Raw genomic sequence first — 12608 nt, 5'->3', positions numbered from 1 at the left:
ACGAAAATTCTGGCCGTAATTCTGTCCGATTTGGCGGGATCTTGGGGGCTTCATGGGGCGTGGTGGCCTGCGTGTCGCGCGCCGGGAGCGGCAGAGTGGTTCCCGTCAGATACATACAGTCGCGAGGGGAGTGCGTATGGCGACGATCGGACACACCTTGTCCGCCGCCCGCGTCGCGGCGGGACTCACGGTCGCCGACCTCAGCGTCCGTACACGCATCAGGGAACCGGTACTCCGGGCGATCGAGGAGGAGGACTTCGTCCCGTGCGGCGGGGACTTCTACGCCCGCGGCCACATCCGGGGCCTGTGCCGGGCCCTGCGCCTGGACCCGGCGCCGCTGCTGGAGGAGTTCGACCGCGAGCACGCCGGCCGCCGCGGCTCGGTGTTCGTGCCCCCGCCCCGCCACCCGGCCGCCGTGCCCGCGGCGGCCCGCGCCGCCGCGGCGGCACGGACCGGGGGCGCGACGGGGGAGGAGCCCGCGGAGGCCGAGGACCCGCCGATGGCCGGTCCGCGCGTCATCGGGGAGGACACCGAGCCCGGCGCCGGGCCCGAACGCTGGAACCACTTCGAGCGGGGCGACCGGCTGCGCCGCGGGGTACGGGGCACCGGGCCGCGGCGCAGGCGGCCCGCTCCCGAGGCGGCCGCGCCGGCCGCCGCGGGCGGCGGGCGCCGGGAGAGGGGCGCTGCGGTGCCCGCGCCCCGGGACGGGCGGGACCGGCCCGCGGGCAGGCGGCGCAGGCCCGCACCCGCGGACTGCCCCGCGCCCCGGCCGCCGGTCACCCGCACCGCGAGCGGCCGGGCCGAGGCCGTCCGCAGGCACTGGCCCTGGGCCCTGGTCGCCCTCCTGGTCGTCCTGAGCATCGTCATCGGTGTGCGGACCTGGCAGGACTGGGACGGCGAGCCGCTGCGCACCGCCTTCGAGGGGACCGGGACCGACACCGTCGACTCCGCGGTCCTGCCCGAGGCCCCGGGCACGGGGGAGGGCGCCGGCAAGCAGCAGGGCGGGGACGACCCCGCCCGGGCCGGGAAGGCCGACGAGGTCACCGTCGGACTCACCGCGTCCTCCCGGACCTGGGTCAAGGTGACCGACGCCGGGGGCGAGAACCTGTTCACCGGGTTCCTCGCCGCCGGAGAGGCCCGGGACTACGTGACGGACGACACCCTGACCCTCTGGCTGGGCAACGCCGGGGGCGTCGAGGTCACCGTCGACGGCGAGGACCTCGGCACCGCCGGAAGCAGCGGAGAGGTCAAGGAGGTGGTCGTCGGGGCCGACGGCTTCGACGGCTGACCCCGTGCCCGGAACCCGCACCCGCCCCGGCCAGGGATGATCCCGGCCGGGGTTCGGGCGGGTGGGCCGGAACGGGTAATGTGGAGGGTCGCGGGCGACGTCCGTCGCGCCGCGCCGCGGGGCCCGGGACCACCCGGCACGCCTCCGCGATCACTCGAAACGCTCTCCCACACGCTTGGAAGCCATGTCACCGCGCCGTACTGTCTCGCTGGTCACCCTGGGGTGTGCGCGTAACGAGGTCGACTCCGAAGAGCTGGCCGGCCGCCTGTCCGCGGGCGGCTGGGAGCTGGTCGACGAAGGCACCGAGGCCGACGTCACCCTCGTCAACACCTGCGGGTTCATCGACGCCGCCAAACAGGACTCCATCAACACCCTGCTGGAGGCCGCCGAGAACGGCGGCCGGGTCGTCGCCGCCGGCTGCATGGCCGAGCGCTACGGCTCCGAGCTGGCCGAGGCGCTCCCCGAGGCGCAGGTCATCGGGTTCGACGACTACGCGGCCATCACCGACCGCCTCGACGACGTGCTCGAGGGCCGCACCCTGGTCCCGCACGACCCGCGCGACCGGCGCACCCTGCTGCCGATCAGCCCGGCCGAGCGCGGCTCCGCGCAGCTCCACATCCCCGGCCACGGCGGGTTCGCCGACGCCGCCGGGGCCGACGGGACGGAGCTGCCCTACCGCGCCGCGATCCCGCGCCGCCGCCTGACCGGCGGCCCGGTGGCCAACCTCAAGATCGCCTCCGGCTGCGACCGCCGCTGCACCTTCTGCGCCATCCCGGCCTTCCGCGGCGCCTACATCTCCCGGCACCCGGACGAGATCGTGCGCGAGGCCGAGTGGCTGGCCTCCGAGGGCGTGCGCGAGGTGTTCCTGGTCAGCGAGAACTCCACCTCCTACGGCAAGGACCTGGGCGACGTGCGCGCGCTGGAGAAGCTGCTGCCGCGCCTGGCCGGGGTCGAGGGGCTGGACCGGGTCCGGGTCAGCTACCTCCAGCCCGCCGAGGTCCGCCCCGGGCTGGTGGACGTGCTCACCGGGACCCCCGGCGTGGTGCCCTACTTCGACCTGTCGTTCCAGCACGCCAGCGGGACCCTGCTGCGCCGCATGCGCCGCTTCGGCGACCGCGAGCGCTTCCTGGAGCTGCTGGACACCGTGCGCTCCCGGGTGCCCGAGGCGGGTGCCCGCTCCAACTTCATCGTCGGGTTCCCCGGCGAGACCGAGGCCGAGTTCGAGGACCTGGTCGCCTTCCTGGAGGCGGCCCGCCTGGACGCCATCGGCGTCTTCGGCTACTCCGACGAGGACGGCACCGAGGCCAGGGAGCACCCGAACAAGGTGCCCGAGGAGGTCGTCGCCGAGCGCGTGGACCGCCTCAACCGCCTCTCGGAGGAGCTGATGGCCCAGCGCGCCGAGGAGCGCGTGGGCGAGGAGGTCACCGTCCTGGTCGAGACCGTCCTGGAGGACGGGGCCTACGAGGGACGCTCCGAACACCAGGCCCCCGAGGTCGACGGGAGCACCATCCTCTACGGTGAGGGACTGGCCGCGGGCGATCTGGTCCGGGCCACCGTGGTCCAGGCCGTCGGCGCGGACCTGGTCGCCGAGCAGGACGAGGAAGCCGGGGAAGCCGGAGACAGATGAGCAGCCACGACGCGGCGACGCCCGCCCCCCACGTTCCGCTGTGGAACATCGCGAACATCCTGACCATGAGCCGGCTGGTCATGGTCCCGGTCTTCGTGTGGTTCATGTTCCTGGACGGCACCTGGTGGCGTCTGGCCGCCTTCGCCGTCTTCGTGCTCGCCGCCGTCACCGACCGCATCGACGGCGAGCTGGCCCGCCGCCGCGGGCTGGTCACCGACTTCGGCAAGATCGTCGACCCCATCGCGGACAAGGCCCTCACCGGGGCCGCGCTGGTGGTGCTGTCCATCCAGGGCGACCTGTGGTGGTGGGTGACCATCGCGATCCTGGCCCGCGAGTGGGGCGTCACCCTGCTGCGCTTCGCCGTGCTGCGCTACGTGGTCATGCCGGCGAGCAAGGGCGGCAAGCTCAAGACGGTCCTGCAGATCGTCGCCATCAGCATCTACCTGTTCCCGCTGTCCGTCCTGCCCTTCAGCGACGTGTTCACCTGGGTCGCCCACGCGGTCATGGCCGCCGCCCTGGCGGTCACCCTGTGGACCGGCGTCACCTACGTCCTGGACGCCGTCCGCGCGGTCCGCGCCGGCAAGCGCGAGACCGCGGGATGACGGAGCCCGCCGCGGCGGCCCTGGCGGCCCGGGTCCACCGCTCCCTGCTGGAGCGCGGGATGACCTGCGCCACGGCCGAGTCGCTCACCGGCGGGCTCATCGGCGCCCACCTGACCTCCGTCCCCGGGGCCTCGGCCACCTACCGGGGCGGGGTGGTCGTCTACGCCACCGACACCAAGGCGTCCCTGCTGGGCGTCCCCGAGGACCTGCTGGCCGCCGAGGGCGCCGTCCACCCCGGTGTGGCCGAGGCCATGGCGGCGGGGGTCCGGCGCCTGCTGGGAGCGGACTTCGGGCTCGCGGTGACCGGTGTGGCCGGGCCCGAACCCCAGGACGGCAGGCCCGTGGGGACCGTGTACGCGGGCCTGGCCGGGCCCGACGGGAATGCGCGGGCCCTGCTTTTCCGTTTCACCGGTGACCGTTCGGGTATCCGATACCGAACGGTCGAAGGTGCACTGGAGCTCCTGGACTCCGCCGTCCACGGCGACGTGGCGGGGAACACCCGGCCCTGATCCTCCGGTCCGGTTCCTTCTCCTCGTACGGGGGAACGAAACCCTGTCAAGAGGCGGTTCCCCCTCCAGCGAACAGGCCGACAAGAGGTGCCCGAATCGGGCGTGGGGCAGGTACGGTGTTGTATATGAAGGTCGCTACCGGTGGGAGGGAGCGCGAATGATGGTCCTGCTTCGTCACCTACTTGGTGACGTGCTCAGGCGGCTGCGACAGCGCCAGGGCCGCACCCTCCGCGAGGTGTCGGCCGATGCACGCGTGTCCCTCGGCTACCTGTCGGAGGTCGAGCGGGGGCAGAAGGAAGCGTCTTCCGAGCTGCTCTCGTCGATCTGCGGGGCCCTGGGGGTCCCGCTCTCGCAGGTGCTGAGAGAGGTGTCCGACCAGCTCGCGCTGGTCGAGCTGCAGGAGGCGGCGCTGCTGGAGGACGCGGTCACGACCGACCCCGTCCCCGCGCAGGACCTCGGCATCGGACCGGTTCCGGATCGCGTTCCCCAGGTTCCCGACATGGTGGGGGTCTGAGCGGCCCGCCACCCCACGTCCGGTCCACGGACAACCACACCGTCCTCCTCCGCGGGGGACAACGGATTCACGAGAGGAGCCGACCGACGGTCGGCTCCTTTCGCGTATGCATGGTTCTCACTATAAGTGATCGTACGGTGGCTACCGGTGGGTATGGTTCACCCAGGCCTCCGGGTCCTCCGCGAGGGTGCGGACCTGCTCCGGCAGCTCGTTGGTGGCCAGGTGCTGGAGGTTGACCCCCTCCAGGATGGCGCGCTCGCTGGCGCGCAGGGCGATCCACACCTGCTGGAGGCTGCGGGCCGCACCGTCGTAGTCGACGTGCTCGGGGCGTTCCCCGCGCACGTTGGCCAACGGCCCGTCGACCGCGCGGATGATGTCGGCGAGCGAGATCTCGGCCGCCGGACGGGCCAGCCAGTAGCCGCCCACCGGGCCGCGTTGGCTGCGCACCAGCCCGGCCCGGCGTAGCTGGGTGAGGATGTTCTCGAGGAATTTTCCGGGGATGGCCTGCGCTCGCGCGAGCTGCTCGGCCGTCACCGGTCCTTCGCTGGCGACGGCGAGTTCCGCTGCGGCGCGCAGCGCGTAGTCGACCCGGGCTGAAAGGCGCATGCTGTGATTATGCCGTGGTTAGAAGGGCGAATGGGGCACCGGGCGTCCGCGAGTGTGCCGACGGGCCGGGATGCTGCGTGATCAAGGGTACTTCTCCTACCGGGTCGCGGGGACATCGGTGACGATCCGCCCGGAGGGAGTGTTCCGGGCCGCCCGTGCGGCAGGGCCGGACACACGGCGGCCCGGGCCGGTCCTGGAGGTCCCCGGCCCGGGCCGCCGGACCCGTCACGCTCCCGCCCGCCTGCGCCCCCAGGGGACACCCGCGGCGCGGACTGCTCGTCCTCCACAGGCCGCCCTCGACGGGCTCCTGCGGTGCGGTCCTGCTCGCCTGTCGTCCGCCGCCGCCCTCGAGGGACACCCGCGGCGTGGTTCCACAGGTCTGTCGTCCGTCGGCGCCCCAGGGGACGCCTGCGGTGCGGCACGGCCTGTCCGCGGCCGCCCTCGGCGGGCGGGCGCGGACACGGGGAGGCGGCGCCCGGTCAGGCGTGGTGGACGGCCGGGGCGACGCCGCCGAGCAGCTCGGCGGCGCTGCGGCCGTTGACGTGGGCGGCGCCGTAGGTGCTCACGTGGGCGCCGCAGGAGGGCCGCCAGACGGGCAGGCCCATCTCGACCACCACGGCCCCTGGGAAGGCTCCCAAAAGGCGCTCGACGAGCTCGCGGGCCTCGGGGTAGCGGTGCGCGTCGCGGACCACCACGACCAGGTCCCGCCCCTGAGCGGCGGCGATGAGCCGGTCGGCGTGGGACACGTCGGGGGAGACCCGCTCGGTGTCGGGGAACCACGAGGACAGGCCCCAGTGCACGTCGCCCACGGCCATGCCGGCGGGCGCGTCGACCTCGACCACGTACGGGGACTCCAGCGCGGGCAGCTCGCCCGTCACCCGGAGCGCCCGGCGGGCGCCGGACAGGCCCACCTCCGCGGACTCGGCGGCCGCGGTGCGGCGCGCGGCGGCGTCGCGGATCCAGGAGCGCAGGCGCAGGTTGCGGTCGGCGGCCTCCTCCAGCCGCTCGCCCGGCAGCCGCCCGTCGCGCACCGCCTCCACGAGCGCGGCGCGGATCGCCGCCACCTGGTCGGCGTAGACGAACCGGCCCAGGCACAGCAGGTCGCAGCCGGCGGCCACCGCCAGTACGCTCGCCTCGGGGATGCCGATCCGGCCGCTGACGCCGTGCATGTCCATGGCGTCGCTGACGATGACGCCGTCGAAGCCCAGTTCGCCGCGGAGCAGGTCGTTGAGCACCTTCGGGGCCAGCGTGGCCGGACCCGTCACGCCCAGCCCGGCCATCTCGATGTGCGCGGTCAGGACGGACTGCACCCCGGCCTCGACGGCGGCCCGGAACGGCGCCAGCTCGCGCCGGTGCAGCACCTCCGGGTCCGCCTCCACCTGCGGCAGCGTGTGGTGGGAGTCCTGGGAGGTGGCGCCGTGCCCGGGGAAGTGCTTGGCGCAGGCGGCGACCCCGGCCTCCTGGAGCCCCAGTACGGCCGCGGCCCCGTGCCGGGCCACCAGCGCGGCGTCGGAGCCGAAGGAGCGGGTGCCGATGACCGGGTTGTCGTCGGCGACGTTGACGTCCACCGACGGCGCGAGGTTCATGTTGAAGCCCAGCTGGGCGAGCCTGCCGCCCAGCGACCGCAGGGTGGCGCGGGTCAGCTCCGGGTCGTCCACGGCGCCCAGGGCGGCGTTGCCCGGGTAGTCGCTGCCGTGCTCCTGCCCGATCCGGGTGACGTCCCCGCCCTCCTCGTCGAGGCTGATCAGGGGGTTGTCCGCGGCCTGCGCCAGCTCCGCGTTCAGCGCCGTGATCTGTTCGGGGGTGTCGAGGTTGTTGTGGAAGAGGCAGACGCCGGAGATGCCGTCCGCCAGGCCTTCCAGAATCCAGCGCGGGGCGTGGTGGGACTCGAAGGGCACCAGAAGAGTGGCGTTGGCCAAGCGCGTCAGGGTCGGATCGAGCGACATGACGGACTCCGTTCGGTGAACACGGGTGCCCATGGATGAGGGCAGACGAAGGACGTGAAGGGGTGGTGGTGGGGCGCGGGCGCGCCCGAGGCGGGTCCACTGCGCCCTCGTGGACCCGCCTCGTGGGATCGGGCCGTCAGCCCTTGACCGCGCCCATGGTGAGGCCGGAGACCATCCGCCGCTGGACGAACAGGAAGAAGATCATCACAGGGATGGTCAGCAGGGTGGAGGCCGCCATGATGGGGCCCCACTCGGTGCCGAAGCGGCCGAAGTAGTAGGACAGGGTGAGCGGCAGCGTGTAGTTGTCCGTGCTGCGGCCCAGGAACGTGAGCGCGACGATGAACTCGTTCCACGCGGTGATGAACGCGAAGATGCTCGCCGCGACCAGGCCGGGCGCCACCAGCGGCATGAGGATGCGCCAGAAGATCGTCCACCCGCTCGCGCCGTCGATCGCCGCGGCCTCCTCCAGCTCCTTGGGCACCGCGACGACGAAGCCGCGCAGCATCAGGATCGTGATCGGCAGGGACACCGCCGTGTACACGATGAGCAGGCCGGACAGGTTGCCGAGCAGCTGGGCGCCGGTGGCGTCCGACAGCTGGCGGAAGTTGATGAAGATCGAGATGATCATCGCTTCCATCGGCACCATCTGGATGATGAGCAGCAGGATGATGAACGCGGTCCGCAGCTTGAAGCGGAACCGGGCCACCGCCATCGCGGCCAGCAGCGACAGGAACGCGCCCATCCCCACGGCTCCGAGGGTGACGACGAGGCTGTTGCCCAGGAACTGCCAGAAGTTGACGCCCGGGATCAGCTGCCCGTTGAGGACCCGGTCGAAGTGCTCCAGGGTCGGGGCCTGCGGGAAGAACGTCTGGTTCCGCGTGAAGATCTCCCCGACCGGCTTGAAGGCCGTGGCGACCATCCAGTAGACGGGGAAGACGGAGAACAGGAAGACGGCGGCGCCGGCCAGGTACAGCGGGAGGGAGCGCAGCCGGCGCAGCGGGCTGCGGCGGTAGCCCCCGCGGTTCGGGGCGGCGGTGCTGGTCGCGCTCATCGGGTCTCCCCCTGGCGGATCATGATGCGCAGGTAGTACGCGGTGACGGCGAGGATCATGAGGGTCATCACGACCGCGATCGCCGAGCCCATGCCGTAGTTGGCCGGGCTCGCGCTGAAGCCCTGCTGGTAGATGTAGTACGAGAGCAGGTAGACGTCCTTGTTCTGGAAGCTGTTCGCCAGGATGTACAGCTGGGTGAACACCCGCAGGTCCCAGATGATCTGCAGGACCAGCAGCAGGGCGAACAGCGGGCGCAGCATCGGGAACGTCACGTTCCAGAACGACTTCCACGCGGAGGCGCCGTCCATCTTCGCGGCCTCGTACAGCTCGTTCGGGATGCTCTTGAGCCCGGCGAGGACGGAGACGGCCACGAACGGGAACGACTGCCAGACGATGACGGTGATGAGGATCGTGAACAGCGATCCCGGCTGGAGGAACCAGTTGTACTCCAGCCACCCGCTGCCGACCAGCCAGTCGGGGAGCCGGTCCAACGTGACGTTGACCAGGCCCCGCTCGGGCAGGAACAGCCAGCGGAAGACCAGGGAGGCGCTCAGCGCCGGGGTGGCCCAGGCCAGCATCATGCCGACGGACACGATCGTGGAGAACCACTTGGGCAGCTTGTGCAGCAGGATGCCGATCAGGGTTCCCAGCACCATCGTGATGCCGACCATCAGCACGCAGACGACCACGGTGTTGCGCAGGATCGTCCAGAACTCGGGGTCGGTCAGCAGCCGCTGGTAGTGCGCGAAGTTGTTCCACTCCGGCCCGGGCTGGTTGGGCAGGAGGTTGCGCGTGGTGAAGCTGGTGAGCGAGTACCACACCATCTGCACGATCGGCCAGAGCAGCACGACTGCGAGCAGGATCAGTGCCGGGGCGATGAGCAGGTACGGGGTGGGCGGCTTGCGGCGGCGCTTGGGCGCGGAATCGGCGGTCACCCGGACGGTGCCCTCTTTCCCTCGGTCGGCCGCTCGTTCGACGGTGTGTGCCATGGTCTTCTCAATCGAGGCGTGGTTGCGCCGGGTGGCGGGCGGGGCCCCGGGGCCCCGCCCGCGTCCGGCTCTGCGCTGTGAGGAGGAGCTGGCTACTCGACCGGCTCGTTGAGGATGGTGGTCAGCTGCTCGTTCGCGGCGGCGAGGACCTCTTCGGGGTCACCGCCGTTGACGATCTCCAGGACGGCGCCCGGCAGGATCTTGCTGTCCTGGTCGGCCGCGGTCCAGCGCGGGGTGCTCGGGAAGAACTGCGTGTGCTGCATCTGGGTGGCGGAGGCGACGCGGGCCGGGTCCTTCTGGTACTCGTCGCCGGCCAGCAGCTCCGGGTAGGCCGGGAAGAAGCCCGCGGCGTCGGCGTAGCCCTGGCCGCCCTCCTGGTCGCCCAGGACGGTCAGCAGCTCGAAGGCGAGCTCCGGGTACTGGGTGGTGGAGAAGACGGAGAGCGCGGAGCCGCCGGCGAAGGCCGGGGCGATGCCGTCGGCGCCCGGGATCGGGGCGGCGACGATGTTCTCCAGGACGGCCGGGTCCTCGGCCTGCTCCTCCATGGAGGTCAGCGCCCAGCTGCCGTCGATGTACATGCCGACCTGGCTGTTGGCCATGTCGGCGAGCGGCACGAGCTCGTTCTCGCCCACGTAGCTCTGCGGGGAGATGCCGTCGTTGGTCAGGTCGGCGTAGAACTCGACGGCCTCGACGGTGGCGGGGTCGGTGAGGTGGCCCTCCCACTCGCCCTCGGCGTTCTGGGTGGCGATCTCGCCGCCGTTGCTCCAGATGAAGGAGGCGATGCCGTTGGTGAAGTCGGTCGGCGCGGCGAAGCCGGGCACGTCGTACTCCGCCTCGATGTCCTCGGCGACGGTCAGCAGCTCGTCCCAGGTGGTGGGGGGCTCGTGGCCGAGATCCTGCAGCCAGTCGGCGCGGTAGTACAGGGTGCGGACGCCGGAGAACCACGGAACGCCGTACTGGACGCCGTCGTAGGTGCCGTACTCCAGGGCGTTCTGGTCCATCTCCGCCGCGGCGTCCCAGCCGCCGACCTGCTCGGTGATGTCGAGCAGGGCGCCCTGCGAGGCCCAGCCGGACACCTGGTCGTTGCCGATCTCGATGACGTCGGGAGCGTCGCCGCCGGCGAGGGCGTTGGTGATCGACTCCTGGGCGTCCGGCCAGGGGATGAACTCGACGTTGACCTCGACGTCCGGGTTGTTCTCCTGGAACCGGGCCTCGGCGCCCTCGAAGTACTCGACGAGGGGCGGCTGCGAGGTGCCCATGACCCACACGGTCAGGCTGTCGGCGGAACCACCGCCATCGGAGTCGGAACCGCCACCGCCGCAGGCGGCGGCGAGCAGGACCACGGACGTAGCCGCGGCGATCTTGGGGAACCTCATGTTGAACCTATCTCCCTTCGCACGACGCGCCGGGGTTCGACGCCTGTGCTCGAACCGGCCTGGGATGATGGAACGTCATCCCACGGTTCGACGTCTCTGTGGGGGTGTGCTGGGATAGCACGTTGCCGCCCCGCCGGCGCGGGTACCGGAGGGTCCGGATGAACTCGGACCTGCCAGGACGTGACCTCCTGTGAGGTTGTGAGCTAAATTAACAGGAAACTTTCCTAATAAAAACAGGGTGAGGTGTCACGGTTATGTCTCAACGTCCGGGGACTCCCCGGCTGCTACGCCAGCTCAACGACCGTGCGGCGCTGGAACTGCTGCTGTCCGCCGGTCCGCTGACGCGCACGCAGCTGGGTACGAGGACCGGTCTTTCCAAGGTAACCGCGTCCCAGCTCCTCGCCCGGCTGGAGGAGCGTGACCTGGTACGCGTCGTGGGGAGCCAGGCCGGCGGGCGGGGCCCCAACGCCGCGCTCTACGCCGTTGTCCCGGAGAGCGCCTACGTCGCGGCCCTGGACGTCAGCGCCCGCCGGGTGACCGCCACGATCGCCGACATCACCGGCCGGATCGTCGGCGACGTCACCGTGGACCCCAGCACCTCCGACGACCCCGTCGCCCTGGTCCACACGGCCGTGATGCGCCTGGTCGAAACGGCGGAGGTGCCGCTGGACAGGCTCCGCGCCTGCGTCATCGGCACCCCCGGCGTGGTCGACCCGCGGACCGGCGACATCCGCTTCTCCTTCGACCTCATCTCCTGGCACGAGGGCATCCTGGAGGCGCTGCGCACCGACCTGAAGCGGTCGGTGATGATCGAGAACGACGTGAACCTGGCCGCCCTGGCCGAGCACGCCGAGGGCGCCGCCGCCGGGGTCCCGGAGTTCGTGCTCATCTGGCTCAGCGCCGCGGGCGGCGTCGGCATGTCCACCATGATCGACGGCCGCATCCACCGGGGCCGCTCCGGCGGCGCGGGCGAGATCGGCTACCTGCCCGTGCCCGGCGCCCCCATGCCCGGCGACCTGGGCCTGTCCGGGGGCTACGAGTCCCTGCGCGACGACGTGAACCGGGAGCTGCCGCACGGCTTCCAGGCGCTGGTCAAGGCGGGCCGGGTCGTCGGCCTGGCCGCCGAGCACGGCGTGCCGGGCGACAACGTCGTCGACGTGGTGCGCAGCGCCGCCGCCTCGGGCACCCCCGAGGGCGACGCGTTCCTGGACGCCTTCGCCGAGCGGCTCGCCCGCGGGGTGGCCGCCGTCAGCGTCATCATCGACCCCGGCCTGGTCGTGCTGGGCGGCGACGTCGCCCAGGCGGGCGGCGTCAAGCTCGCCGAGCGGGTGCAGGCGGCCACGGCCCGCATCGCCCCCAACGCCACCGAGATCGCGCTGGGCGCGGTCGAGGGCGGCCCCGTCGTGCGCGGCGCCCTGCTGCACGCGCTGGAGCACGCCCGCGACGAGGTGTTCTCCTCCACGGTCTGAGCGGTCCGGCCCCCGGCCGGTCACGGCCGCGCCCTCCCCCGCACGGTGGGGGAGGGGCGGGCGGACCGGCCGGGCCGCGACCGCGCCCCCGGCGGGTCACCCCGCGGGGCGGGCCATGGCCACCCGCGGCCGCACCCGGATCGGCTCCTCCTGTTCCCACAGGCCGCGCAGCCCCGGCCCCCACTCCCGCGGCGGCAGCACCGCGAAGCCGCGGGCCGCGTACCAGGGGCCGTTCCAGGGCAGGTCGCGGAAGGTCGTCAGGGTCACCCGGGGTGACCCGGCGGCGGACGCCCCGGAGCACACCGCCTCCAGCAGGGCCGCCCCGACCCCGCGCCGCCCGTGGTCGGGGTGCACCGCGAGCTGCTCCAGGTGCACGCCCCCGTCCAGCCGCAGGGTGGCGGCCAGCCCCAGCACCGCGCCGTCCGCCACCGCCACCAGGACCCGCTCGGCGTGCTCGAACACCTCGCGCGGATCGTCCGGCGGCAGCACCACCCCGGCCTGCGCGAACAGCGTGTCCGCGGCCAGCGACGCCGCCACCGCGCCCGCCTCGTCCCCGGGCCCCATCGGCCTGATCTCCATCGTGCTCCCCCCTGTGTGAACGCCCGCCATCATGCCCGGGCCCGAACACCGC

Annotated in this window: 12 protein-coding genes; 6 read left to right on the top strand and 6 right to left on the bottom strand. The window is 72.5% G+C overall.

What is annotated here, in order from left to right; all coding sequences use genetic code 11:
- The first annotated feature begins 136 nt into the window (after positions 1-136).
- From K1J57_RS01470 to K1J57_RS01450, 5 genes are all read left to right on the top strand, one after another.
- Positions 137-1288: a helix-turn-helix domain-containing protein gene (locus K1J57_RS01470; protein ID WP_220562688.1), complete on the top strand. Its 1152-nt coding sequence runs from the start codon at positions 137-139 to the stop codon at positions 1286-1288.
- A 184-nt stretch (positions 1289-1472) separates the two neighbouring features.
- Positions 1473-2915: a 30S ribosomal protein S12 methylthiotransferase RimO gene (gene rimO, locus K1J57_RS01465; RefSeq protein WP_220565288.1), complete on the top strand. Its 1443-nt coding sequence runs from the start codon at positions 1473-1475 to the stop codon at positions 2913-2915.
- Complete coding sequence (gene pgsA / locus K1J57_RS01460) at positions 2912-3517, top strand: CDP-diacylglycerol--glycerol-3-phosphate 3-phosphatidyltransferase (RefSeq protein ID WP_220562687.1); 606 nt, start codon at positions 2912-2914, stop codon at positions 3515-3517. The genes rimO and pgsA overlap by 4 nt, the downstream gene beginning before the upstream one ends.
- Complete coding sequence (locus tag K1J57_RS01455; RefSeq protein WP_220562686.1) at positions 3514-4026, top strand: CinA family protein; 513 nt, start codon at positions 3514-3516, stop codon at positions 4024-4026. Before pgsA ends, K1J57_RS01455 begins: the two co-directional genes overlap by 4 nt.
- Positions 4027-4183: 157 nt before the next feature.
- Positions 4184-4540, top strand: a complete 357-nt coding sequence (locus K1J57_RS01450; protein ID WP_073375890.1) for a helix-turn-helix domain-containing protein — start codon at positions 4184-4186, stop codon at positions 4538-4540.
- A 141-nt stretch (positions 4541-4681) separates the two neighbouring features.
- On the opposite strand, the gene K1J57_RS01445 is transcribed toward K1J57_RS01450, so the two are convergent.
- From K1J57_RS01445 to K1J57_RS01425, 5 genes are all read right to left on the bottom strand, one after another.
- Entirely contained in the window at positions 4682-5146 is a 465-nt protein-coding gene (locus K1J57_RS01445) for an Rrf2 family transcriptional regulator (RefSeq protein WP_220562685.1), read from the bottom strand.
- A 479-nt stretch (positions 5147-5625) separates the two neighbouring features.
- A complete protein-coding gene (locus tag K1J57_RS01440) occupies positions 5626-7092 on the bottom strand; it encodes a glycoside hydrolase family 3 protein (RefSeq protein WP_220562684.1) in 1467 nt (488 codons plus the stop codon).
- Between the two features lie 136 nt (positions 7093-7228).
- The gene (locus K1J57_RS01435) at positions 7229-8143 is read right to left on the bottom strand and encodes a carbohydrate ABC transporter permease (RefSeq protein ID WP_220562683.1); all 915 of its coding nucleotides are present in this window, start codon (positions 8141-8143) and stop codon (positions 7229-7231) included.
- Positions 8140-9132, bottom strand: coding sequence for a carbohydrate ABC transporter permease (locus tag K1J57_RS01430; RefSeq protein ID WP_220562682.1), 993 nt, complete (start codon positions 9130-9132; stop codon positions 8140-8142). Before K1J57_RS01430 ends, K1J57_RS01435 begins: the two co-directional genes overlap by 4 nt.
- 92 nt (positions 9133-9224) lie before the next feature.
- Positions 9225-10508, bottom strand: coding sequence for an extracellular solute-binding protein (locus tag K1J57_RS01425; RefSeq protein ID WP_220562681.1), 1284 nt, complete (start codon positions 10506-10508; stop codon positions 9225-9227).
- 254 nt (positions 10509-10762) lie between these two features.
- Here K1J57_RS01425 and K1J57_RS01420 point away from each other — a divergent pair, with 254 nt between their 5' ends.
- Complete coding sequence (locus K1J57_RS01420) at positions 10763-11977, top strand: ROK family transcriptional regulator (protein ID WP_220562680.1); 1215 nt, start codon at positions 10763-10765, stop codon at positions 11975-11977.
- A gap of 96 nt (positions 11978-12073) precedes the next feature.
- Here K1J57_RS01420 and K1J57_RS01415 read toward each other — a convergent pair whose 3' ends face one another.
- Positions 12074-12541 (bottom strand): GNAT family N-acetyltransferase, encoded by a 468-nt coding sequence (locus K1J57_RS01415; protein WP_220565287.1) that lies wholly within the window; start codon positions 12539-12541, stop codon positions 12074-12076.
- Positions 12542-12608: the final 67 nt, after the last annotated feature.

Origin of the sequence: Nocardiopsis sp. MT53 (genome assembly GCF_019598965.1) — a bacterium.
In the GTDB taxonomy this organism is placed as follows: domain Bacteria; phylum Actinomycetota; class Actinomycetes; order Streptosporangiales; family Streptosporangiaceae; genus Nocardiopsis; species Nocardiopsis changdeensis.
The sequence above is the reverse complement of the archived record's forward strand: the minus strand, read 5'-3'. Positions and strand labels throughout refer to the sequence as shown.

What these genes read in the sequence shown, in the direction of transcription:
- K1J57_RS01435 (WP_220562683.1), bottom strand. Translation starts at nt 8,143, where the DNA reads ATGAGCGCGACCAGCACCGCCGCCCCGAACCGCGGGGGCTACCGCCGC.
- rimO (WP_220565288.1), top strand. Translation starts at nt 1,473, where the DNA reads ATGTCACCGCGCCGTACTGTCTCGCTGGTCACCCTGGGGTGTGCGCGT.
- K1J57_RS01445 (WP_220562685.1), bottom strand. Translation starts at nt 5,146, where the DNA reads ATGCGCCTTTCAGCCCGGGTCGACTACGCGCTGCGCGCCGCAGCGGAA.
- K1J57_RS01420 (WP_220562680.1), top strand. Translation starts at nt 10,763, where the DNA reads ATGTCTCAACGTCCGGGGACTCCCCGGCTGCTACGCCAGCTCAACGAC.
- K1J57_RS01415 (WP_220565287.1), bottom strand. Translation starts at nt 12,541, where the DNA reads ATGGGGCCCGGGGACGAGGCGGGCGCGGTGGCGGCGTCGCTGGCCGCG.
- K1J57_RS01430 (WP_220562682.1), bottom strand. Translation starts at nt 9,132, where the DNA reads ATGGCACACACCGTCGAACGAGCGGCCGACCGAGGGAAAGAGGGCACC.
- K1J57_RS01470 (WP_220562688.1), top strand. Translation starts at nt 137, where the DNA reads ATGGCGACGATCGGACACACCTTGTCCGCCGCCCGCGTCGCGGCGGGA.
- K1J57_RS01450 (WP_073375890.1), top strand. Translation starts at nt 4,184, where the DNA reads ATGATGGTCCTGCTTCGTCACCTACTTGGTGACGTGCTCAGGCGGCTG.
- pgsA (WP_220562687.1), top strand. Translation starts at nt 2,912, where the DNA reads ATGAGCAGCCACGACGCGGCGACGCCCGCCCCCCACGTTCCGCTGTGG.
- K1J57_RS01425 (WP_220562681.1), bottom strand. Translation starts at nt 10,508, where the DNA reads ATGAGGTTCCCCAAGATCGCCGCGGCTACGTCCGTGGTCCTGCTCGCC.
- K1J57_RS01440 (WP_220562684.1), bottom strand. Translation starts at nt 7,092, where the DNA reads ATGTCGCTCGATCCGACCCTGACGCGCTTGGCCAACGCCACTCTTCTG.
- K1J57_RS01455 (WP_220562686.1), top strand. Translation starts at nt 3,514, where the DNA reads ATGACGGAGCCCGCCGCGGCGGCCCTGGCGGCCCGGGTCCACCGCTCC.